Raw genomic sequence first — 21386 nt, forward strand, 5'->3', positions numbered from 1 at the left:
GAGGTTCGTCATGACCAAGGCGGCGTCGGCGGCGGCGAAGGACCTGGCCGCGGCGGGGGTCAGCGGCGTCCACCTGTCGTGGGCGGACAACAACGGAATCCCGCGTTCGCGGATCGTCCCGATCGGCGGGCTGGCCGACGCTGCGGTCCGCGGGGTAGGCGCGACCTCGCTGTTCGCGGTGTTCGACAGCCACGACGCCATCACCTACGCCCACTCCGGCCTCGGCACGCCGTCCGGCGACATCCGGCTCGTCCCGGTGGTGGAGCGGCTGCGCAGGCTCGCCGGGCAGCCCGCGCTCGCTTGGGCGCCGGTGCGGCAGGTCGCCGCGGACGGGTCGCCCTGGCCCTACTGCCAGCGTTCGGTGCTGGAGCGGCAGGTCGCCGAGGCAGCGGCGCAGGGGCTCGAATTCCGCGCCGGGTACGAGCTGGAGTTCATGGTCACGCCAGCCGGCAGCGCGGACGTGATGTCCGCCCCTGGGCATCCCGGACCGGCCTACAGCCCGCACGCGCTGGTCGGCCTCGACGAGTTCGTGGCCACGCTGCTGCACGATTTCGCCGCGAACGGCCTGCGGATCGGCCAGTTGCACGCGGAGTACGGCGTGGCGCAGCTGGAACTCTCGCTGGCCGCCACCGATCCGGTCGCCGCGGCCGACGATCAGCTGCTCGCCCGTCAGACCATCCACGCGGCCGCGCGCGCACACGGTCTCGCGGCCAGTTTCGCGCCGCTGGTCGGGCTCGCCACCGCGGGAAACGGCTGGCACCTGCACACTTCCGTCTGGCGAAAAGACCGCAATCTCCTGACCGGTCCAGGTGTTCCGGAGGGCGAAGGCGCGGGTTACGTCGGCGGGCTGCTGCGGGATCTGCCCGCGCTGACCGCGATCACCGCGCCGAGCGTCCCGTCGACGATGCGGCTGCGGCCGGGGTTCTTCGCCGGCGCCTATGCGTTCTGGGGCGTGGAGAACCGCGAGGCACCGCTGCGGTACGTCCCGGGGTCGGCGTTGCTGGGCGTCGATCACGCGAATATCGAGCTGAAGACGTCGGACGCGTCCGCCAATCCGTATCTCGCGCTGGCCGTGGTCCTCGCTGCCGGGACGGCCGGTATCGCGGAGTCGGTGGTGCCGCCGGAACCGATCGCGGAGGACCCGGGAAGCTGGAGCGAAGGCGAGCGGGACACCCGGGGCGTGCTGCCGCTGCCCGCGCATACGTCCGAACAGGACAGTGCGCTGCTGGCGAATCCGCGGATAGCGGGGGTTTTGGGCAACGAACTGCTCGGCGCGTTCCGGGCGGTGCGTGCTTCGGACGCGGCCTGGGCCGCGCAGCGGGCACCCGAGGAGATCGTGGCGGCGCATCTGTGGCGGTACTGAATACGGGGCTTTCCGACGTCCATTGGCTGCCGGGCGGCGCACAACTGGTGGCCGAAGCGCGTGCCGAACTGCCGCAGAAGGACGGTCTCGCGGCGGCCTTCACGGCGCTGGTGGCGTTGCGCGCGGCGGGGATCCCGGTGCTCGACCAGGACGAAGTCGCGATCGCCGCCGGTACCGTGCGCGCGGCCATCGCGCCGCCAGAAGGAGCCTTGCCCCGCAACGACTTCCGGCTTGCGGTACCGCTCGGCGAAGCATCCGGCACTTCCGTGCGAGGCTTGGCCGCGGCGATCCGTCGGCTGTCCGGCGGCCGGCTGGCGGTGGTCCCGGCGGCGGGGGAGTGGCGCCCGGAGACGGTGTCGGATCTGCTGCTGGGTTTGTGGGAGCTGCCGCGGGTCGCCGTGCTGGCTCGGCTCGACCCGGCGGAACTGGGCTCGCCGGATACGCCCGAGCGCGCGCTGCTGGACTATCTCGACACCGGAGTTCCTCCACTGTGGACGAACCGGTGGCGGCCGCCCGCGCCGCATCACGTCCTGATCGCCGGTGTGCGGCTGGGCGCGGAAGGCACCTTGCTGTCCCTTGTCGACACCTACCCCGAACTCGGCGACAACGGCGTGCACGACCAGCCGGTGGAGTGGGTCGCGGCGGGGCTGGAGTCGGTGTTGCTGGTAGCCGATTCCGTTCACGAGGCCGTGTTGGCGCAGGCCGCGCGTTACGCAGGGCTGCGCTGATCGAAGCGCTCTTGCGCGTCGAGCAGCTCTTCCCAGTGCTCGGCGACCCAGTCGTACAACCCCTGCAGCGGCGCCATCATGCTGCGGCCCAGCGGAGTCATCGCGTACTCCACGCCGAGCGCCGGATCGGCGTGCACGGTACGGGAGACGAGACCCGCGCGTTCCAGGTTGCGCAGCGACTGGGTGAGCACCTTCGGCGTGACCCGTCGCAGCGGTACCCGCAACTCGGAAAACCGGCGCGGCCCGTCGTCAAGGCAGCGCAGGACGAGCGCCGCCCACTTGTCCGTGAACCGGAACGGCACCAGGGTCGACGGGCACAGCTCTTCGAACAGATCAGGCGGCAATGGCTGCCGAACCGGCATGGCGGTCTCCTGTCGCAGTATCCCGGAGGGAACCGGCTCCCTGGATACCTTCCAGAGCACCGAGTCTCCAGGAGGTATTCCCACCATGAGCAAGATCGTCATCTTCGGAGCAGGCGGCCGGGCCGGACGGCAGGCGGTCGCCGAGGCGCGCCGCCGCGGACACGACGTCACGGCGGTCGTCCGCGACCCCTCGCGCTACGCCGATTTGGGCGCCGTCGCGGGCGACGTCACGAACGCGGCGGACGTCGCGGCCTTGGCGGCCGGCCACGACAGCGTCATCACCGCTGCGGCGGTGTATGGCGCAGGCACTGACCCGGACGCGTTCTTCACCGGCTCTGCCCGCGCTCTGATCAGGGGGCTGCGGGAGGCCGGCGTGGCGCGGCTGGTCACCGTCGGGCTTTCCGCGCTGCTGACCGGTGCCGACGGCGTCCCGTTGCTGGACGCGATTCCCGCCGAGTTCCGGCCGTTCTGCGAGGCGCACGCGGCCGGGCTGGCGGTGCTGGCGGCCGACGGCGGGGCGCTGGACTGGGTGTACGTGAGCCCGTCCGGCGACTTCGATCACGAGGGAGCACGGACCGGCCGATACGAAATCCGTGACCACGGCGATCTCTCGGTTCGGATCTCCTACCCGGACTTCGCGGTGGCGCTGCTGGACGAGATCGAGAATCCGCAGCACCACCGCGTTCACCTGGCCGTGGCCTGACGTGTTCCCGGTGCGCGGACTACGACTTCTCCGACTCCGTTTTCTTCTCCGCATACCGGGAATGCTTGCGGCCGTAGAAGAAGTAGATCAGCAGCCCGAGCACGAGCCAGGCGGCGAACCGGAGCCAGGTCAGCACGTCGAGGTTCAGCATCAGGTAGAAGCACGCCAGCGCGGCGATGATCGGCAGCACCGGCGAGAACGGCACGGTGAACGGCCGGTGCAGATCCGGACGGCGTTTGCGCAGCACCGGCACCGCCAGCGCGACGATGATCATCGCGGACAGCGCGCCGATGCTGACCATGTCGGCCAGTGCCGAGATCGGCACCAGCGCGGCCAGCACGGCGATCAGCGCCGCTCCGATGATCGTCATCCGGTGCGGAGTGCCCCAGCGGGGGTGTGCGGTGCCGATCGCTTTCGGCAGCAGTCCGTCGCGGCCCATCGCGAAGCCGATCCGGCCGATGGTGACCAGTTCGACCATCATCACCGAGGTCAGGCCGGTGACCGCGCCGAGCGAGATGAGCGCGCCGATCCAGTGCTGGCCGACCCGGTCGAACGCGGCCGCGAGCGGCGCGCCGGTGTCGATCTCGGTGTAGGGGACCATGCCGGTGAGCACGACCGACACCCCGAGGTAGAGCACCGCGCACACCGCCAGCGCGCCGAGAATGCCGACGCGGAGGTCCTTGCGCGGGTTGAGGGTCTCTTCGCCGAGGTTCGCGAGCGCTTCGAACCCGGTGTAGGCGAAGAACACGACCGCGGCGGCGGTGACCATGCCGGCGATGCCGTATACCGACTGCTCGAGGCCGAGCGCGGCCTGGACCACCGGCTGATGCAGTGCGTTCGGGCTGCTCGACGGCGGCTGTGCGGGCGGAATGAACGGGCTGAGGTTCGCGCTTTTCACGAAGAAGACGCCGACCGCGAGGATCAGCACGCACACCGCGACCTTCACCAGCACCAGCAGGTTCGTGAGCCACGCGGACTCCTTGATGCCGACCACCGCGACCACTGTCAGCACCGCGATGATCAGCACCGCGCCGATGTTGACGGTCGCTTCCTCGCCGAACCACTGCGGCGACAGCCCGAGCAGATTGGCCAGGTAGCTGGACCAGCTGCGGGACACCACCGACGCACCGAGTGCGAACTCCAGCAGCAGGTCCCAGCCGATGATCCAGGCGAAGACCTCGCCGAGCGTCGCGAACGCATAGGTGTAGGCGCTGCCCGCGGTCGGCACGCTGGACGCCAGTTCGGCGTAGCAGAGCGCGGCGAGCCCGGCGACCACCGCACCGATCACGAACGACAGCGTGACCGACGGCCCGGCGTGTGTCTTCGCTTCGACCCCGGCGAGGGTGAAGATGCCGGTGCCGATGATGATCCCGACACCGAACCCGACCAGGTCGCGTCCCCGCAGCCGCCGTTTCAGCTCGCCGGAGTCTTGGCGCTTCAGTACCTCGTCGACGTCGAGAGTTCTCCGCACACCCATGGGAGAACGTTAGAAGGTCACGGCGGTCCGCGCAGATCGGCTAACCGGGTGGCTCGATTCCGTGGTCCTGGGCGAGGATGGCTGCCTGGACCCGGGAGCGCAGGCCGAGTTTGGCCAGCACCCGCGACACATGCGTCTTCACCGTCGCTTCGCCGATGAACAGCCGCGTGCCGATCTCGGCGTTCGACGAGCCCGCGCCGAGACAGCCGAGGACTTCGCGCTCGCGTTCGGTCAGCTCGGCGAGGCCGGCCGGCAGCGCCGGGCGCGACGCCGGAGCACTGGCGAACGCGCTGATCAGCCGCTTCGTGACCTGCGGCGCGAGCACCCCTTCGCCGGCCGCGACGAGCCGGACGGCCTCGATCAGCCGGGGTGCCTCGACCGATTTCAGCAGGAACCCGGCGGCCCCGGCGCGCAGCGCGGCGTGCACGTATTCGTCGAGGTCGAAGGTGGTGAGCACGAGGACCTCGGCGAGGCCCTCGGCGATCAGCTGGCGGGTGGCGGTGATCCCGTCGGTGCCCGGCATCCGCACGTCCATCAGGACCACGTCCGGCCGCAGCGCGCGGGCCTGACGCAGCGCGACCTCTCCGTCGGAGGCTTCGCCGACCACTTCGATGCCGTCGGCGTTGCCGAGGATGAGGGCGAGCCCGGCGCGGATGGCCCCGTGGTCGTCCGCGACGAGGACTCGGATGGTCATGGTCTTCCTTCGGCGAGCGGGAGCACGGCGTGGACCAGCCAGCCTGGCCCGGACGGACCTGCCTGCAGCGTGCCGCCGACGGCGTGCGCGCGCTCGCGCATGCTGGGCAACCCGTGCCCGGTGCCGTTCGACCGCGGCGCTTCGCCGGGCAGTTCGTTGCTGATTTCGACAGTCAGTGCGCCTTCGGCTACCCGCAGCTTCACCGTCACCTGGCCGCCCGGCGCGTGTTTGACCGCGTTGGTCAGCGCCTCCTGCGCGATCCGGTACGCGGTCAGATCCACCGCGGTCGGCAGCGCGACGCTGTCGTCCACAGCGGAATCGACCAGGACGGTCATGCCGGCCGCCCGGGCGGATTCGACCAGCCGGGTCAGTTCGGCGAGGCGGGCCGGCGCGGTCACTTCGTCGGTGGCGGACTCCGACCGCAGCAGGCCGATCATCGCGCGCATTTCCTCCAGCGCGCGCACGCTGTTCTCCCGCACCGCGACGAGCACGGCCTGCGCGGTTTTCGGATCGTCCGCCATGGACAGTGCGGCTTCGGACTGGATGGCGATGGCGGACAGGTGCCCGGCGATGACGTCGTGCAGGTCGCGGGCCATCCGCGAGCGTTCGGCCGCCACCGCCGCCTGCCGGTCCAGCACGGCGATGGTGGCGAGCTGCTCGGCGTTGGCGCGTTCGGTCGCCGCGATGTCGCTCTGCTGGCGCACGTTCGCGCCCCACCACACCGGGACCAGCAGGAAGGACAGCATGCTGAACGCGCCGAGCATCGCCGCGCGCCAGCCGGACCCGGCGAGGAATCCGAACAGCACGGTCAGCGCGGCCGCGGCGGTGATGCCGATCAGCACCCGGTTCGTCCGGCGGGAGCCGTAAAGCATCGCGGTGTAGAGGAAATCCGTGTACGCGACGACGATCGGCAGCGACGGGCCCAGGGTGATGTCGACGGCCAGCACCGCGGTCGCGACCAGCAGCCCCCACGGCACTTTCCGGCGCAGGAACGAGGTCGCGCACATCGCGGCCAGCTCGGCGAAGCGGACCCAGAGCGGGCACACGTCGCCGCCCGGCTGCAGCCGGTGGATGCCGGAGAGGTACACCAGCGTGCCGCCCGCGAACACGGCCAGCGCGATGAGAGCGTTCTGCTGCCACACCGGAAGGTCGCGCGGCCGGGGGACGTCTCGCAGTCGCACCCGACCATGACAGCACACTGCGCCGCGGTATGCGTCCTACGAAATGATGACTCCCCGATCGTGCTGTCCGGTGACGCGCGCGCCCGTCCGCAGGCGCGAGAGTGGAAGCATGGACGTGATTCTGGACAGCCCGCTGACCGTCGCGATCGTCGCGTGCGAGATCGGCTTCTGGCTTTTCATCGCGGCTGGTCTGGTGACCCGTTACGCGCTGCGGAAGCCGAAGGCCGGTGCGGTGCTGCTGACCCTGGTGCCGGTGGTGGACCTGGTGCTGCTGGTGGTCACCGTGCTCGACCTGCTCGATGGCGCGACGCCGAGCGCGATGCACGGCCTGGCCGCGGTCTACCTGGGTTTCTCGGTGGTGTTCGGTCCGTCGATGGTGCGCTGGGCCGACGTCCGGTTCGCGCACCGGTTCTCCGGCGGGCCGGCCCCGGTCAAGCCGGCCGGGGCGGCGAAGGCCCGCCACGAGTGGCGAGAATGGGCGAAATGCGTGCTGGCCTGCGCGATCAGCGCCGGGCTGCTGCTGCTCGCGATCCTGATCGTCGGCAATCCGGAGCAGGCCGCGCCGCTGTGGGGCTGGCTGCCGCAACTGGGCGCGGTCATCGCGGTCTGGTTCCTGGCCGGTCCGCTGTGGCAGCAGGTGTTCGGCTCGTCCAGGAAGAAAGCGGACGTCTCGGAGCGGAAAGAAGACGCGCGCCGATGATCGAGCTGATCGGCATCCTGCTGGTGGTGCAGGGCGGCGGCGGGCTGATCAACCGGCTCGCCGGGGCGGGCCACCCGAGCTGGTTCGTCCAGTTGCACGTCCTGCCCGCGCAGTTCCACGTCGTCGCGAGCCTCGTCCTGCTCGCCGCGGGCGTGGCGGTGCTGTTCGCGCACCAAGCCCGGAAACGCCGTCGCGGCTGAGCGCCGGAGGTATCCTCGAAGACATGGCGACTGGGCCGGTCGTGCTGTTTGCCGTGGTCAGCGTGGCGCCTTCGGCGCTGTGCTGGGCGGTGCTGCGCCTGCCCGCGCTGTGCCGGCGGCTGCGCCGCGCCGCTCCGGTGCCGTCCGGTCCGCCGATCGAGCAGGTGGCCGCGGATCTGCGCCGGGTTCGCCGGACGCTGGCCGCGCTGCCGCCCGGAACGCCCGCGGCGCGCCGGATCGGCGCCCGGCAGGCGTACGACGAACTGCTGGTCACGGCCTGCCGGGAAATCGGCGTGGCGGACCGGTTCGCCGCGGTCCCGGAAGGGATCGAACGGGACCTGGAACGGCTGCGGCTGGAGGAATCGCTGAGCCGTAAAGGATTCGTGCTCTCCTGAGCGGGGTGGCAGGATGCCCGGGTGGACTTCCAGCCCAAAGACCGGCCTGCCGACGCGTTCCAGCGATCTCTCACCGCGGATCAGATCGAACTCGTGTGCCGCCGGATGCTGGGCAGCAGTGCCCGCTCCGCGGTCGAGCTCGGCTGGGGCGGGTACAACACGACCTACCGGGTCGAGCTCGCCGACGGTCCGGTGATTCTGCGCGTCGCCCCGGAACCCGCACGGCAGACGCGGATCGAGCACGAATTCATGCGCAACGAGTACTTTGCCGCACCGTATTTCGCACCGATTGGCGCGTTGTTGCCGAGGACTCTCGCGGCCGATTTCACCCATCAGGCGATCGGCCGCGACTACGTTCTGCAGGAGGTGCTGCCGGGCCAGCCCGGGCCGGAAATGCTGTCCGCGCGGGAGCCGGCCGCGCGGGTGCCGTATTTCCACCGGCTCGGCGAGATCACCCGGGCGATCCACGAGGTGCGCGGGCCGGGCTTCGGGTTGGTGGCGGGGCCGCACTTCGAGAGCTGGAGCGAGGCGCTGGTCTCGTACTTCCTGGACAACGCCGAGGATGCCGAGGACGCCGGGCTCGACGGGGCCGATCTGCGGGAGGTCGCGGCGTGCGCTTCGCGGGATGCCGACCTGCTCGACGAGATCACCGAGCCGCGGCTGCTGCACGGAGATCTGTGGCATGTGAACGTGATGCTGACGCCGGAGCTGGACATCGTCGGGGTGTTCGACCACGACCGCAGCTGGTGGGGAGATCCGGCGGCGGATTGGACTGTCCACATGGCGTCGGCGAAGCCGGGGACGGAGCGGGACGCGTTCTGGGACACCTACGGGCGGCCTTCGTCCTCGCCGGAGGCTCGGCGGCGGGGGTTGTACTACCGGGCCCGGCACATCGGTGCGGTGCGGCTGGAGCGGCAGCGGCTGGGCAAGGAAGGGCGGGTCGAGGAGTCCTATCCGGAGATGGCCGAGGTGCTGGCCGAGCTGGCTTGACCGTCTCGGCAGCGGTCGGTGCCGGGAAGCCGTGAAGGGAACATTGAGGGACTCTGAGTCCCTCAATGTTCCCTTCACGGACCAAACCGGGGATCAGAGAGAAGGGTCTGAGCCGCGCAGAGCGGCCCACCAGAAGCCGAAGGCCGCGATCAGCACGGTGACGGTCAGCCAGCCGGCCAAGCCGCTTCCGTCCACGAAAGCCCAGAAGGCGCCTACGACCGGTGCTACGGCCAGGGCCGGCAGGTCTGCCCGGAACTGCCGCGGCAGCCCGACCGGGCTGGCAGCTGCGGCCGCCCGTGCCTCGTCCGGGGCGGACGGGTTGTCCGTTCGGCGGCCGCGCGGCTCGGTCGTGCGCACCGCACCTGCCGGGTACAGCACTTCGCCGTCGATGCGGACCGCGACGTGCCGGTCGGTACGGAGGTCGCCCAATACCTCGACTCGTGCCGGGGAGGGCAGGCCGATCAGAGCCGGCGAGAAGTACACCGGGATCCACTTCGGCGTCGCGGTGTCGGTCTCCAGCCACGAGCGGGTCAGCAAACCGCGCTGGACCTTCAGCCGCCGCATGGGCACCGAGGCACCCGGCTTCCGCCGCGACGGCTGCACGAAGCGCGTGAAAATCAGGAATCCGTCCACTGCCAGCATCGCCAGCGCCGACACGACAGTGACCGTCGCGTAGGTGCTCGCCCGGTCGGCGGTGACCAGCGGGGTCGCGCCGGGGGCGACCGCGCGGGACGGCGCCGCCGGGTCGTAGCGGACCGGGACCTTGGCGCCGAGCGCCGGGGGAGTGGTGTCCAGCTCGACCGCTGCGCTCGCCTCCGGCTGGTCGGGTACCGGGAACCGCACGGTGATCGTGCTGTCGTCGACGCGGGCCACGACGCCGACCGCGTTCGCGCTCAACCCTTGCAGCCGGGCACGGGTGCCGTTGTACTCCAGCAGTTGCACCACGAACACCACCGCGCACGCGAGGAACACCAGCGCACTCGCCGCGAGGATGTGCCGTATCGGCCGCAGCTGCAGGAACTTCCGCACAGATCTCACCTTAACTGTCTAAAAAGGAAGGAGCGGCGCGGGGAGTCCGCGCCGCTCCTTCGTTCCCGCTAGGGGAAGGTCACTTCATGAACCCGATCTTGGGGTAGTCGTACGGGTTGTTCGCGTAGCCCGGCGAACCGAAGTTGGCCACCGTCTTGCGAACGGCGAAGGCACCGACCGACTGGAAGATCGGAAGCTGGTGGCCCAGCGCCCAGATCTCCTTGTCCGCGGCGTTGATGTCCGCGGCGCGCTGCGTGTCGTCCAGTTCCTGGGCCGCCTTGTCGAGCAGCTGGTTCAGCTGGTCGTCGCCGATGCGGCCGTAGTTCTGGTTGATGTTCTTCGGGTCCAGGTAGTAGATGCCCTTGCTGCCGCCGATCGGGAACGAGTTCGAGATCCAGCGGAACAGCGTGAGGTCGAAGTTGCCGACGTTCACGTAGTTCTTGAAGAACTCGGTCGACGGGACCGCGACGATGTCGATGCCCACGCCGATCGCCTTCAGCTGCGACTGCAGGATCTGGGCGGTCTGCTGGCTGATCGGGGTGCCGGTCGGGATCACCAGGCGCAGCTTCAGCTGCTTGCCGTCCTTGGCGCGCAGGTCGCCGGACTGCTTCCAGCCCAGCTTGTCCAGCTCGGCCTTGGCCGCGTTCTGGTCGAACTTGTACGGGCCGCTGTTGTCCTCGTAGGTCTTCGAACCCTTGAGGTACAGGTGGTTGCCGATCGGCGTGGTGTCCTTCTGCATCTGGCCGAGGATCGACTTGGCGATGGTCACCGTGTCGACGCCGCGCATGACCGCCAGCCGCAGGTCCTTGTCCGCGAGGATCGAGGACGAGGCACCGTTGAGCGTCATGTGCGTGTAGTCGGGGTAGGCCGACTGGCGCACCACCGCGTTCGGGTCCGCCTGGGCCCGCTTGAACGCGTTGATGTCGTTGTTCAGCGGGTAGTAGTCAATCTGCCCGTTGGCGAACGCATCCGCCAGCGCGGGACGGTCCACGACCTTGTAGGTCACGGTGTCCAGCTTCGGCTTGTCACCCCACCAGTTCGGGTCGCGCTCGAAGACCGCGGTCTTCGCCGTCGGGTCGACGCTCTTGATCTTGAACGGGCCCGCGGTGATCAGCGCCTTCTGCGCCCAGCCCTTGTTGAAGGTGTTCGCGTCGCTGTTGAGCTCCTTCGGGTACAGCGGCGAGAACAGCGACTTCCACTCCGCGAAGTGCTTGCCGAAGGTCACCTTGACGTCAAGGTCGTCAGTGCCCTTTTCGACTTTGGTGATGTCCTCGTAGCCGGTGGTGCTGGAGACCTGGTAGGCGGTGTCCTTGCCGTTGAGCGCCTTGGCTTGCGCGGCGAAGTCCTCCCAGGAGAACTGGCGCCCGTTGCTCCACTTGGCCTTCGGGTTGATCTTGTACTCGATGACCTGCGGGTCCTTGCTGACGATCTCGGCCGAGGTCAGGTAGTTCTTGTCCAGGCCGACCGTCGAGTCCGCGTTCTGCGGGAACGGGTAGGGCAGGATCGCACCGAACATGCTGGCGCCGTCCAGGACCGTGCCGTCGACCTCGTTGTAGTTCCAGTTGTCCGGCAGCTGGTCGACCGGCCACTTGAAGTCGCCGCCGTCCTTCAGCTTGTCCAGCGGCTGCTCGTTGATGTCCGCGGTCTTGACGCTCGACGTGCCGGTGTCCTGCAGCCCTTTGCCGTCGCTGCCGCTGCCGCCGCCGCAAGCGGCGAGCAGGAGCCCCAGAGCGGCAACGGGGGCCACGAGTGCGGCCATTCTCCGTCGCATGTGTCTACCTTCCTTCTTCTGGTGTGCCAACGGATTGTGGCTACACAACTTCGCGGGTTTTGGCGTAGTGGCACGCCACGTCGTGGTCCTGCGCGCGGGATTCGCGCGGGGGTTCGACGTCGACGCACTTCTTCTTGTCCTCTTCGGACAGTTGGGAGAAGACGAAGCACCGGGTGCGGAACCGGCAGCCAGACGGGGGATTCGCCGGGCTGGGCAGGTCGCCGGTGAGGATGATCCGGCCGCGCTCGCGCTCCTTGGCCGGGTCGGGGATCGGGATCGCGGACAGCAGCGCCTGCGTGTAGGGATGCTGCGGCGCCTCGAAAACCGTGCGGACGTCGCCGATCTCGACGATCTTGCCCAGGTACATCACCGCCACCCGGTCCGCGATGTGCCGGACCACCGACAGGTCGTGCGCCACGAACAGGTAGGACAGGCCCAGCTTGGCCTTCAGCTCGTCCAGCAGGTTGATCACGCCGGCCTGGATGGACACGTCGAGCGCGGACACCGGCTCGTCGAGCACGATCAGCTTCGGCTCCAGCGCGAGCGCCCGAGCGATGCCGATGCGCTGGCGCTGCCCGCCGGAGAACTCCGCCGGGTACCGGTCGGCGTGCTCGCCGCGCAGGCCGACCAGCTTCAGCAGCTCCGGAACCCGCTTGTCGATCGCCGCCTTGGCGATGCCGTGGGTGACCATCGGCTCGGCGATGATCTCGCCGATCGGCAGCCGCGGGTCGAGCGCGGCCATCGGGTCCTGGAACACCACCTGCAGGTCGCGGCGGATCGACTTGCGGTCCTTGCCCGCGAGCTTCGCGACGTCCTTGCCGAGCACCGCGACCGAACCGTGCGCGGGCGCGGCCAGCTCCAGGATCTCCATCAGCGTGGTCGACTTGCCGCAGCCGGATTCGCCGACCAGGCCCAGGGTTTCGCCCTCGACGATGTCGAAGGTGATCCCGTCGACCGCGCGCACCGTGCCGACCTTGCGCTTGAACACGGTGCCCTTGGACACCGCGTAGTGCTTCTGCAGGTCCCGCACGTCCAGCACGGTCGAGCGCTGCGTCCGCGGCACCGAAGCGACCGCGGCCTCCTCGATCACCTCGGCCCCGTACACCTCGGCGGCGTCCGCGTCGGTGCGTTCGAGCTCTTCGGTACGGATGCAGGCGGCCCGGTGCGTCGTGTCGACCGGCGCGTTCGGGTTGCCCGGCGTGATCGTGAACAGCTCGGGCTCGGCCGTGCGGCAGGCGTCGATCGCCAGCGGGCAGCGCGGCGCGAACGGGCAGCCCCGCGGCAGGTCCACCAGCGACGGCGGCTGGCCCTCGATCGGGACCAGCGGCTGCTTCTCCCGCGCGTCCACGCGGGGGATCGAACCGAGCAGCCCCAGCGTGTACGGCATCCGCGGCTGGGCGTAGATCGTGTCGACCGGACCCTGCTCGACCGCGCGCCCGGCGTACATCACCATCAGCCGGTCGGCGAACCCGGCGACCACGCCGAGGTCGTGGGTGATGATCACGATGCCGGCTCCGGTGACCTCCTGCGCCGTCTTCATCACCTCCAGCACCTGAGCCTGCACCGTCACGTCGAGCGCGGTGGTCGGCTCGTCGGCGATGATCAGGTCCGGGTCGTTGGCGATCGCGATGGCGATCACCGCGCGCTGGCGCATGCCGCCGGAGAACTCGTGCGGGAACGCCTTCGCTCGCGCCGCGGCGTTCGGGATGCCGACCAGGTCGAGCAGTTCGACCGCCCGGTTGTTGGCCTGCTGCTTGGTCATCGAGCCCTTGGCGTGCACCAGCAGCGCCTCGGCGATCTGCGCGCCCACGGTGTACACCGGGGTCAGCGCCGACAGCGGGTCCTGGAAGACCATCGAGATCTTCTTGCCGCGGATCTTCGACAGCGAGGTGTCGGACTTGCCGATCAGCTCTTCGCCCTGGAACCGGATCGAGCCGGAAACCCGGGCCTGCGGCGGCAGCAGCCCCATCACCGCGAGCGACGACACGGACTTGCCCGAGCCGGACTCGCCGACGATGCCGAGCACCTCGCCCGCCGCGACCTGGTAGTTCAGCCCGCGCACCGCGTGCACGCGGCCGGACTCGGACGGGAAGGACACTTCGAGGTCGGAGACCTCGAGCACGGTGCCGGTGGGCTTGCCCGTTTCCGCGCTCAGTTCGAGTGCGGTGCTCATTTCGCCTCCGCGGGAAAAAGTACGTCGGCGGTGCTCATGCTTCTGCTCCCACGGTCTGCGCAGACGAAGAGGACGTCTTCGCGGTGTTTTCCTGGATCCGCTTGCGTTCCTTGCGCCGCGAACGGCTGGACGACGGGTCGAGCGCGTCGCGCAGTCCGTCGCCGACGAAGTTCACCGCGAGCACGGTGAACACCAGGAAGCCGGCCGGGATGTAGAACAGCCAGGGGAACGTGCGAACCGCGTCCGAGCCGGTCGAGATCAGCGTGCCCAGCGAAACGTCCGGCGCCTGCACGCCGAAACCGAAGAACGACAGCGACGTCTCGGTGATGATCGCGACGCCGACGTTGATCGTCGCGTCGATGATCAGCAGCGACGCCATGTTCGGCACGATGTGCTTGAAAATGATCCGCCACGGGGACTGGCCCATGAACTTCGCGGCCTTGACGAACTCGCGCTCGCGCAGGGTCAGCGTCATGCCGCGGACGATGCGGGCGGTGATCATCCACTGGAACAGCGCGATCAGCCCGACCAGGATCAGCCAGGTCTTGCCGCGGAAGGCGGGCGACAGGATCGAGATGATCAGGAACGGCGGCAGGATCAGCAGCAGGTCGACGACCCACATCGAGATCCGGTCGGTCCAGCCGCCGAAGTAGCCGGCGGCCGCGCCGACGATCGAGGCCACGCCGGTGGAGAACAGCGCGGCCAGCAGGCCGATGGTCAGCGACTTCTGCAGCCCGCGCATGGTCTGCGCGAACATGTCGCCGCCGATCTGGTTGGTGCCGAACCAATGCGAGCCGTCCGGCGGCATCAGGGTGGCCATCGAGTCGAGCTCGTCGTAGCCCCAGGGGGTGTACCAGGTGTAGGTGAAGGCCGCGACGTAGAACAGCAAGATCACGACGAGCCCGGCGAGCGCGAGCTTGTTGCGGAAGAACCGGCGCGCGACGAGCTTGCCGCGGCTGGAGGACTTCGCGGTCTCCTCGTTCTCGGCCTGGGTGGCGGCGACGGCCGAATCGGCGAGGTCGGCCTCGTTCAATGGGGCGGCCATCAGATCCTCACCCTCGGGTCGAGCGCGGCGTAGAGCACGTCCGCGAGCCAGCCGGCGAGCAGCACGCAGAGCGCGATGAACAGGGTCACGGTCGTGACGATGTTGGTGTCCTGCTTCTGGATGCCGGTCACCAGCCAGTCGCCCATGCCGTACCAGCCGAAGATCTTCTCGGTGAAGACACCGCCGGTGATCAGCAGGCCGAAACCGAACGCGAACAGCGTCGCCATCGGGATCAGCGCGGTGCGCAGGCCGTGCTTGAACAGCGCGCGGCGGCGGGTGAGGCCCTTGGCCTGCGCGGTGCGCAGGAAGTCCGAGCCCAGCACGTCGAGCATCGCCGAACGCTGGTAGCGGCTGTAGTAGGCGACCTGGGTCAGCACGATCGCCAGCGTCGGCACGATGATGTGCTGCAGCCGGTCGAGCAGCACGTCGCCGAATCCGCCGTCGACGCTGCCGCCCTCGCCTTGCACGATGAAGAACTGGTACCCGTCGAGCAGGTTGTCGTTCACCGACTGGGCGCCCGCCTTGAGCACCGTGGCGATCACGAACACCGGCGTGGACAGCACCACGAAGGAGAACGTGGTGGCGAGGTAGTCGCTGATCTTGTACTGGCGGATCGCGCTGACCACGCCGACCAGCACGCCGATGATGATGCCGAGCGTGATGCCGAGCAGGAACAGCCGGAGGCTGACGCCGGCGCGGCGGAACAGTTCGTCGGTGATCGCCTGGTCGGCGACGGTGCGGCCGAAGTTGCCCTGGATCACGCCGCCCAGCCAGGTGATGAACCGGTGCGGGATCGCCTGGTCCAGGTGCAGCTCGGCGGCCTTCGCGTCGATGGTCGCCTGCGGGGCGGGCGGGTTGCGCAGCTTCAGCGCGTCCAGCGGGTTGAAGGACAGCGACGCCAGGGAGAACGCCGCGAAAGTCGCGACGAGACAAAGGGCGACGTAGTTGACGAGTCTGCGGAGGAGGAACCCGATCACAGTTGCCTCGCTTCACCGGGGCCGGAGGATCCGCTCCGTGCCGCCGGGCATCCCTGACTCGCTCGCGATTGAGTTTTCATCGAAAACACTGGGCGCTGCTGCCTTCCAATACTGACGCTCGTTGTGAGCGCAGCATAATCTCGATCACTGGCCGCGATCTTCGTTTTCAGGCAACCAAACAATCACGATTTTCGCAGTCAGGCGGTGAACAACCGACTTTCGCATGTTGCGCAGGTCCCGGCGTCGCGGTGGGTGCCGGGTCGTGCACCGGCGATGAGCATTCCGGAACGGTTCCGGGGGTTCCGGGTGAACGGATGTGAACGGTAAACGGGCGGCGCTGCGAACAACCGGTCGGAAAACCGCCCTCGGGGCATCGGCGAGGAGTCCGTCCGGCAGCGACGATTTCGTTTGTGGTGCACGGGAATAAGCACGATCGCGTGCCCCGCTCGTCCTCCGGTCCACTGTGGCTGGACGGCGCACCGGGCCGGAATAACCGCCGGAGTGCGCTGGGAATTGCAGGGCGGCGCGCATTACCCGGAAACGGAAAAACCCCGCCTCCGCGAACGCGGGACGGGGTTTCTCTCCGATGCCGGGACTGGTTCAGTCCAGGTAGTCGCGCAGCACCTGCGAACGCGACGGGTGACGCAGCTTCGACATCGTCTTCGACTCGATCTGCCGGATCCGCTCGCGCGTGACGCCGTAGACCTGGCCGATCTCGTCGAGGGTGCGCGGCTGGCCGTCGGTGAGGCCGAAGCGCAGCCGGACCACGCCCGCCTCGCGCTCGGACAGCGTCTGCAGTACCGACTGGAGCTGGTCCTGCAGCAGCGTGAACGACACCGCGTCCACCGCGACGACCGCTTCGGAGTCTTCGATGAAGTCGCCGAGCTGCGAGTCGCCCTCGTCGCCGATGGTCTGGTCCAGCGAGATCGGCTCGCGCGCGTACTGCTGGATCTCCAGGACCTTCTCCGGCGAGATGTCCATCTCCTTGGCGAGCTCCTCGGGCGTCGGCTCGCGGCCGAGGTCCTGAAGGAGTTCGCGCTGTATGCGGCCGAGCTTGTTGATGACCTCGACCATGTGCACCGGGATCCGGATGGTGCGGGCCTGGTCGGCCATCGCGCGGGTGATCGCCTGGCGGATCCACCACGTGGCGTACGTGGAGAACTTGTAGCCCTTGGTGTAGTCGAACTTCTCCACCGCGCGGATCAGGCCGAGGTTGCCCTCCTGGATCAGGTCCAGGAACGCCATGCCGCGGCCGGTGTAGCGCTTGGCCAGCGACACGACCAGCCGGAGGTTCGCCTCCAGCAGGTGGTTCTTGGCCCGCTCGCCGTCGCGCACGATCCACTTGAGGTCGCGGCGCATCTGGGTGACGAGCTTCTCGCCCTCCTCTTCGGCGGTGCGCACGCGCTCGGCGGCGTAGAGCCCGGCCTCGATCCGCTTGGCGAGCTCCACCTCCTCCTCGGCGTTGAGCAGCGCGACCTTGCCGATCTGCTTGAGGTAGGCGCGGACCGAGTCGGCCGACGCGGTGAGCTCGGCGTCCTTGCGCGCCTGGCGCAGCGCCTCGGACTCCTCCTCGTCCCACACGAAGTCCGGGTTGTCCGAGGACTTGCCGCCCTTTTCCGAGGCGGCGGCGCGGCGACGGGCAGCAGTGGTGGCGCCTGCCGCGTCGGTACCCGCTTCCTTGCTGTCGGCCTCGTCCGCGTCGTCGGAGTCGTCGGAGTCGTCGTCATCGTCGTCGGTGCCGTCGTTGACCGACTCGTCGACCACGTCGACCTCGACCTCTTCGAGATCGGACAGATCCGGGGTCTCCAGGTCGGCGTCGTCGAGATCGACGGGGCCGTCGGGATCGCCGTCGTCGGTCGAGCCCTTGGCGGCGGCCTTCTTCGCCGGTGCCTTCTTGGCCGGTGCCTTCTTGGCGCCAGCCGGCTTGGCGGCGGTCTTGCGCGCCGGGGCCTTCGCCGCTCCGGTGGCTGCCTCGTCGGCCGGCTCGCCGGCTGCGGTCGCTGTCTTCGTCCCGCTTCGGGTTGCGGTTCTTGCGGCTGCCACTTACGCCCTTTCGCAGCGGTCGATCATGACGAGCCGAGATGATCCCACCTCAGCTGCCTCACATACGGGGAACACGCTCTGGGCCTGCGGTTTTCGGTCCGCAGCTCCTGCGCCGCGTTCCATTGTAACGACGTCGGCCGAGTGCGGCGCGAAGCGATCACCCTCCGGCCTGCCGGACGGCGCCTTTCCGTGACCGTTCCGAGACGGCCGCGTCAGTGCCCGGCGCTCTCCGCGGCGGCCGCGGCGGCGCCGACGATGCCCGCGTTGTTCTGCAACGACGCGACCGCGACCGGCGTGCGGATGTCCAGCAGCGGCACCCACTTCTCGGCCTTCTTGCTGACCCCGCCGCCGACGATGAACAGATCCGGCGCGATCAGGTTCTCCAGCACCGAGAGGTACCGGTGCACCCGCTTGGCCCACTCCGGATAGGAAAGCCCCTCGTTGTCCTTCACGGAGGCGGCGGCGCGCTTCTCCGCGTCGTGCCCGTCGACCTCGAGGTGGCCGAATTCGGTGTTCGGCACGAGCTTGCCGTCGTGGAACAGCGCGCTGCCGATGCCGGTGCCGAAGGTCAGCAGCGCGGTCACGCCGACGCTGGCGGCCGGGTCGCCGAACCGGATCTCGGCGAGCCCGGCGGCGTCCGCGTCGTTCAGCATCGTGACCTCTTCGACGCCTTTGCCGAGCCGCTTCGCGAACAGCGACTCGGCGTCGGTGCCGATCCACTTGTGGTCGATGTTGGCCGCGGTGTACGCGGTGCCCTTCTTGACGACCGCGGGCAGCGTGACGCCGACCGGCCCGTCCCACTGCGCCACACGGAGGATCCCGGCGACCACGTCCGCCACCGCGTCCGGGGTGGACGGCTGCGGAGTCTCGATCCGGTGCCGCTCCCCGATGAGCTCTCCCCGTTCCAAATCGACCAGCGCGCCCTTGATCCCGCTGCCGCCGATGTCGATTCCGAAGCCTCGGGTCGCCGTCACTGACGTGGTCCCTTCTCGCACGATTCAGAAGTCTGCTGCGGAGACTTTAACCGGATGTGGTGACATGGCGGGCGTGGGAGTTGACGAGGCGACGCTGAACGACCTGAAGAACACCGCTGAGCAGGTCGGAGTCGAGGCCGCGCACCTGGTGCGCTCGGCGTGGATGCGGATGCAGTCCGGCGGCTCGGTCGCGGTGGACACGAAGTCGGCGGAGACCGACGTCGTCACCGCGGTGGACCGCGAGTCCGAGGAGCTCGTGCGCACCCGTCTGGGGCGGCTGAGGCCCGGCGAACCGGTGCTGGGAGAGGAGGGCGGCGGCGAACTCGGCGGCGGCGTCACCTGGGTCGTCGACCCGATCGACGGCACGGTGAACTTCCTCTACGGGCTCCCGGACTTCGCCGTCTCGATCGCCGCGCAGATCGACGGGGTGTCGGTCGCCGGCGCGGTCGTGGAACCGGTCAGCGGCCGCCGCTGGACCGCGGTCCGCGGCGGCGGCGCGTGGCTCGACGGGCGGCAGCTGACGGTGTCCGCACCGGAACGGCTGGAGCTGTCCCTGCTCGGCATCGGGTTCTCGTACTCGCAGGAGCGCCGGGTCCGGCAGGGCGCGCTGGCCGCGCGGATGGTGAGCCGGGTGCGCGACGTCCGGCGGCGCGGCTCGGCTTCGCTGGATCTGTGCGCGGTGGCGGCCGGCTGGCTGGACGGGTTCTTCGAGCACGGCCTGCACCGCTGGGACTGGGCGGCGGCCGCGCTGGTGGCGCAGGAGGCCGGCGCGACCGTGCTGCTGCCGGGTGACGCCGCGGACCTGGGGGAGGACGCGACGTTCGCCGCCGCGCCGTCCGTGGCCGCGGACCTGCGCGCGGCGCTGGCCGCCTCCGGTGCGGCAGAGGTCTGACGATCCCAGCCGTGTCCTGCCGCTCGCTCAGCGCTGCGGCAGGGCACGGCCGGGAAGGGCCCCTTGAGGGACTTGGATTCCCTCAAGGGGCCCTTCACGGACGCTGGTTCGGGTCAGCAGGTGACGTTGCGCGCCGATGCGAGCAGCGTCTGGTCGACCACCGGCGCGCTCGCCCCGGCCGACTGCTCGCTGCTGCCGCCGCCCTGGTGCGACTGGGACCAGGCGGTGAGCTGCTTGAGCACCTTGACCGCCTCCGGCCGCGGCTGGATGTCGGTGAAGAGCTTGCCGGTGGTCAGGTCGACGCTGGCGTCCTTGCGGTTGTCGCGGACCAGTTCCGCGCACGGGACGACCAGGCTGACCGTGCGGGCGGCCGCGGCGCCGTTATCGCCGAAGCGGATCTGGCCGCGGCAGCGCGCGTCGCCCTTCGGGTACGCCGGGTCGTTGCCCGGGTCGCCGATCGCGGTGAAACCGAGTTCGCGCAGCGCGGTCGACGCGATGCCGCCCTGCCCGCGCGTGGTGCTCGCGTTGAGCACCTTCAGCGCGACCTTGTCCGGAGGAACGGGTGCGCGGTTGTCGAGGCCGTTGTGCGGCACCTGGGTGTACGTGACGCCGGGCGGGGCAGTGGGCTCCGGTGTGCAGCGCACTGCTTCGTCGATGTCGCCGCGGCCGACCACTGCGTGCACCCACACGAACACCGCGCCGAGCGCGAGCACGCCGATCACGATCAACGCGGGCAGCGGCCGGTGCTTGCGATAGGGCCGCAAATCACGACTTCCCGACCCGTTCCCCGACGCCACCCGCCCTGTCCCTTCCCCTCGCGGAAACCCGTCGCGGAATCCCCGTCCGCGCCGTGCCGTAACGACCAGCGTACGCACCGGCGTCCGCAGGTGGTGAGCCTAAACACCGGCCGCGGCGGCCGGTGGCGCGGGTCACCCTCTCCTGGAGCGCGTATTTCCCCTGCGGCGATCGCACCACGGAGTCGTCCGCGGCGGCAAGCGGACGCGGCGCCCGGGTGACGTTCCCGACCCCGGGGCAACCCGATCGGAGGGACCCTTCTCACCTGCGCGTTCCCCCTCTCGGGTGACGATCGCGAGGCAATCTCCGACTCGGTGCGAGACGCGTTCGGCGGTGAGCTACCCTTCCCGGGCTCCGGCCGCCGGACGAGCGCCCGAGGGGCTGAGACCTCGGTCACTCGCAGGCCGGGCACAAACAGGGGCGCTGGAACGTTGACCAGCGGCACGGCCGGTACCGGGCTTCCGGGATCGGTGCAGGACGAGATGCTGATATCGCAGGGGTGAGGACACCATGGCTACCGACTACGACGCTCCGCGCCGCAGCGAAGCCGACGAGCTGGCCGAAGACTCGTTGGAGGAGCTGAAGGCCCGTCGCAACGAGAACCAGTCCGGCGTCGTCGACGTCGACGAGGATGCGACCGCGGAGAACTTCGAACTGCCCGGCGCGGACCTGTCCGGGCTTTCCGGGGAAGACATGACCGTGAAGGTCGTGCCGAAGCAAGCGGACGAGTTCACCTGTTCCGTCTGCTTCCTGGTACACCACCGCAGCAGGCTCGCCGAGGACAACGGCGGCCGGCTGATCTGCCGCGACTGCGCCTGACCTGGGGATTCGAGGGGAACCACGGGGAACACGGGGACGCACGGCCGCGGCGCGCACCAGAGCCGGGGAACAGAG

21 protein-coding genes are annotated in these 21386 nt (G+C 69.5%); 9 read left to right on the forward strand and 12 right to left on the reverse strand.

The genetic code is table 11. From position 1 onward, the window contains the following. Window positions 1-10 precede the first annotated feature (10 nt). Both AMYBE_RS0103640 and AMYBE_RS0103645 read left to right on the forward strand, forming a co-directional pair. The gene (locus AMYBE_RS0103640) at window positions 11-1363 is read left to right on the forward strand and encodes a type I glutamate--ammonia ligase (RefSeq protein ID WP_020657979.1); all 1353 of its coding nucleotides are present in this window, start codon (window positions 11-13) and stop codon (window positions 1361-1363) included. Continuing rightward, window positions 1351-2091 carry a DUF6885 family protein gene (locus AMYBE_RS0103645; protein ID WP_020657980.1) on the forward strand — a complete coding sequence of 247 codons (741 nt, stop codon included), beginning with the start codon at window positions 1351-1353 and terminating at the stop codon, window positions 2089-2091. Before AMYBE_RS0103640 ends, AMYBE_RS0103645 begins: the two co-directional genes overlap by 13 nt. Here AMYBE_RS0103645 and AMYBE_RS0103650 read toward each other — a convergent pair. Next, window positions 2073-2453 (reverse strand): winged helix-turn-helix transcriptional regulator, encoded by a 381-nt coding sequence (locus AMYBE_RS0103650; RefSeq protein ID WP_020657981.1) that lies wholly within the window; start codon window positions 2451-2453, stop codon window positions 2073-2075. The two genes, AMYBE_RS0103645 and AMYBE_RS0103650, sit on opposite strands and share 19 nt — an antisense overlap. On the opposite strand from AMYBE_RS0103650, the gene AMYBE_RS0103655 reads away from it, so the two are divergent. Beyond that, window positions 2452-3156, forward strand: coding sequence for an NAD(P)-dependent oxidoreductase (locus AMYBE_RS0103655; protein ID WP_154676111.1), 705 nt, complete (start codon window positions 2452-2454; stop codon window positions 3154-3156). The genes AMYBE_RS0103650 and AMYBE_RS0103655 overlap by 2 nt on opposite strands. A 19-nt stretch (window positions 3157-3175) precedes the next feature. Here the strand turns inward: AMYBE_RS0103655 and AMYBE_RS0103660 are convergent, their stop codons facing one another. The 3 genes from AMYBE_RS0103660 to AMYBE_RS0103670 are packed head-to-tail and all read right to left on the reverse strand — an operon-like array spanning window position 3176 to window position 6508. After that, window positions 3176-4633, reverse strand: a complete 1458-nt coding sequence (locus AMYBE_RS0103660) for an APC family permease (protein ID WP_020657983.1) — start codon at window positions 4631-4633, stop codon at window positions 3176-3178. Window positions 4634-4673: 40 nt separating this feature from the next. Further along, window positions 4674-5327: a response regulator gene (locus AMYBE_RS0103665; protein WP_020657984.1), complete on the reverse strand. Its 654-nt coding sequence runs from the start codon at window positions 5325-5327 to the stop codon at window positions 4674-4676. After that, complete coding sequence (locus AMYBE_RS0103670) at window positions 5324-6508, reverse strand: sensor histidine kinase (protein ID WP_051124623.1); 1185 nt, start codon at window positions 6506-6508, stop codon at window positions 5324-5326. The genes AMYBE_RS0103665 and AMYBE_RS0103670 overlap by 4 nt, the downstream gene beginning before the upstream one ends. A 109-nt stretch (window positions 6509-6617) precedes the next feature. Between AMYBE_RS0103670 and AMYBE_RS40850 the strand changes: the two genes are divergently transcribed. Genes AMYBE_RS40850 through AMYBE_RS0103690 form a run of 4 tightly spaced genes read left to right on the forward strand, consistent with a single transcriptional unit; the run spans window position 6618 to window position 8793 of the window. After that, window positions 6618-7208 (forward strand): hypothetical protein, encoded by a 591-nt coding sequence (locus tag AMYBE_RS40850; protein WP_020657986.1) that lies wholly within the window; start codon window positions 6618-6620, stop codon window positions 7206-7208. Continuing rightward, a complete protein-coding gene (locus tag AMYBE_RS0103680; RefSeq protein ID WP_020657987.1) occupies window positions 7205-7408 on the forward strand; it encodes a hypothetical protein in 204 nt (67 codons plus the stop codon). The genes AMYBE_RS40850 and AMYBE_RS0103680 overlap by 4 nt, the downstream gene beginning before the upstream one ends. Before the next feature lie 23 nt (window positions 7409-7431). Then, entirely contained in the window at window positions 7432-7803 is a 372-nt protein-coding gene (locus AMYBE_RS0103685; RefSeq protein ID WP_020657988.1) for a hypothetical protein, read from the forward strand. A 21-nt stretch (window positions 7804-7824) separates the two neighbouring features. Continuing rightward, window positions 7825-8793 carry a phosphotransferase family protein gene (locus AMYBE_RS0103690; RefSeq protein WP_020657989.1) on the forward strand — a complete coding sequence of 323 codons (969 nt, stop codon included), beginning with the start codon at window positions 7825-7827 and terminating at the stop codon, window positions 8791-8793. Window positions 8794-8886: 93 nt separating this feature from the next. On the opposite strand, the gene AMYBE_RS0103695 is transcribed toward AMYBE_RS0103690, so the two are convergent. The 7 genes from AMYBE_RS0103695 to ppgK all read right to left on the reverse strand — a co-directional run bounded on the left by AMYBE_RS0103695 (window position 8887) and on the right by ppgK (window position 18805). After that, window positions 8887-9822: a DUF3592 domain-containing protein gene (locus AMYBE_RS0103695; RefSeq protein ID WP_020657990.1), complete on the reverse strand. Its 936-nt coding sequence runs from the start codon at window positions 9820-9822 to the stop codon at window positions 8887-8889. A 79-nt stretch (window positions 9823-9901) separates the two neighbouring features. Further along, window positions 9902-11593, reverse strand: a complete 1692-nt coding sequence (locus AMYBE_RS0103700) for an ABC transporter family substrate-binding protein (protein WP_027927347.1) — start codon at window positions 11591-11593, stop codon at window positions 9902-9904. Between the two features lie 40 nt (window positions 11594-11633). Next, a complete protein-coding gene (locus AMYBE_RS0103705) occupies window positions 11634-13766 on the reverse strand; it encodes an ABC transporter ATP-binding protein (RefSeq protein WP_020657992.1) in 2133 nt (710 codons plus the stop codon). Between the two features lie 34 nt (window positions 13767-13800). Continuing rightward, window positions 13801-14811, reverse strand: a complete 1011-nt coding sequence (locus tag AMYBE_RS0103710; RefSeq protein WP_020657993.1) for an ABC transporter permease — start codon at window positions 14809-14811, stop codon at window positions 13801-13803. Then, window positions 14811-15788: an ABC transporter permease gene (locus AMYBE_RS0103715; protein ID WP_020657994.1), complete on the reverse strand. Its 978-nt coding sequence runs from the start codon at window positions 15786-15788 to the stop codon at window positions 14811-14813. The genes AMYBE_RS0103710 and AMYBE_RS0103715 overlap by 1 nt, the downstream gene beginning before the upstream one ends. A gap of 600 nt (window positions 15789-16388) precedes the next feature. Then, the gene (locus AMYBE_RS0103720; RefSeq protein WP_020657995.1) at window positions 16389-17831 is read right to left on the reverse strand and encodes an RNA polymerase sigma factor; all 1443 of its coding nucleotides are present in this window, start codon (window positions 17829-17831) and stop codon (window positions 16389-16391) included. 212 nt (window positions 17832-18043) lie between these two features. Further along, entirely contained in the window at window positions 18044-18805 is a 762-nt protein-coding gene (ppgK, locus tag AMYBE_RS0103725) for a polyphosphate--glucose phosphotransferase (RefSeq protein ID WP_020657996.1), read from the reverse strand. A gap of 64 nt (window positions 18806-18869) precedes the next feature. Between ppgK and AMYBE_RS0103730 the strand changes: the two genes are divergently transcribed. After that, on the forward strand, window positions 18870-19697 hold the full coding sequence (locus AMYBE_RS0103730) for an inositol monophosphatase family protein (RefSeq protein WP_020657997.1): 828 nt from the start codon (window positions 18870-18872) through the stop codon (window positions 19695-19697). A gap of 113 nt (window positions 19698-19810) precedes the next feature. On the opposite strand, the gene cei is transcribed toward AMYBE_RS0103730, so the two are convergent. Beyond that, window positions 19811-20494: an envelope integrity protein Cei gene (cei, locus tag AMYBE_RS0103735; RefSeq protein WP_027927348.1), complete on the reverse strand. Its 684-nt coding sequence runs from the start codon at window positions 20492-20494 to the stop codon at window positions 19811-19813. A gap of 508 nt (window positions 20495-21002) precedes the next feature. Between cei and AMYBE_RS0103740 the strand changes: the two genes are divergently transcribed. Continuing rightward, window positions 21003-21311 carry a DUF4193 domain-containing protein gene (locus AMYBE_RS0103740; protein WP_013224476.1) on the forward strand — a complete coding sequence of 103 codons (309 nt, stop codon included), beginning with the start codon at window positions 21003-21005 and terminating at the stop codon, window positions 21309-21311. Window positions 21312-21386: the final 75 nt, after the last annotated feature.

The organism is Amycolatopsis benzoatilytica AK 16/65 (genome assembly GCF_000383915.1).
Classification (GTDB): Bacteria; Actinomycetota; Actinomycetes; order Mycobacteriales; family Pseudonocardiaceae; genus Amycolatopsis; species Amycolatopsis benzoatilytica.

What these genes read in the sequence shown, in the direction of transcription:
- AMYBE_RS0103640 (WP_020657979.1), top strand. Translation starts at nt 11, where the DNA reads ATGACCAAGGCGGCGTCGGCGGCGGCGAAGGACCTGGCCGCGGCGGGG.
- AMYBE_RS0103655 (WP_154676111.1), top strand. Translation starts at nt 2,452, where the DNA reads ATGGCGGTCTCCTGTCGCAGTATCCCGGAGGGAACCGGCTCCCTGGAT.
- AMYBE_RS0103650 (WP_020657981.1), bottom strand. Translation starts at nt 2,453, where the DNA reads ATGCCGGTTCGGCAGCCATTGCCGCCTGATCTGTTCGAAGAGCTGTGC.
- AMYBE_RS0103660 (WP_020657983.1), bottom strand. Translation starts at nt 4,633, where the DNA reads ATGGGTGTGCGGAGAACTCTCGACGTCGACGAGGTACTGAAGCGCCAA.
- AMYBE_RS0103665 (WP_020657984.1), bottom strand. Translation starts at nt 5,327, where the DNA reads ATGACCATCCGAGTCCTCGTCGCGGACGACCACGGGGCCATCCGCGCC.
- AMYBE_RS40850 (WP_020657986.1), top strand. Translation starts at nt 6,618, where the DNA reads ATGGACGTGATTCTGGACAGCCCGCTGACCGTCGCGATCGTCGCGTGC.
- AMYBE_RS0103680 (WP_020657987.1), top strand. Translation starts at nt 7,205, where the DNA reads ATGATCGAGCTGATCGGCATCCTGCTGGTGGTGCAGGGCGGCGGCGGG.
- AMYBE_RS0103685 (WP_020657988.1), top strand. Translation starts at nt 7,432, where the DNA reads ATGGCGACTGGGCCGGTCGTGCTGTTTGCCGTGGTCAGCGTGGCGCCT.
- AMYBE_RS0103700 (WP_027927347.1), bottom strand. Translation starts at nt 11,593, where the DNA reads ATGCGACGGAGAATGGCCGCACTCGTGGCCCCCGTTGCCGCTCTGGGG.
- AMYBE_RS0103705 (WP_020657992.1), bottom strand. Translation starts at nt 13,766, where the DNA reads ATGAGCACCGCACTCGAACTGAGCGCGGAAACGGGCAAGCCCACCGGC.
- AMYBE_RS0103710 (WP_020657993.1), bottom strand. Translation starts at nt 14,811, where the DNA reads ATGGCCGCCCCATTGAACGAGGCCGACCTCGCCGATTCGGCCGTCGCC.
- AMYBE_RS0103730 (WP_020657997.1), top strand. Translation starts at nt 18,870, where the DNA reads ATGGCGGGCGTGGGAGTTGACGAGGCGACGCTGAACGACCTGAAGAAC.
- AMYBE_RS0103740 (WP_013224476.1), top strand. Translation starts at nt 21,003, where the DNA reads ATGGCTACCGACTACGACGCTCCGCGCCGCAGCGAAGCCGACGAGCTG.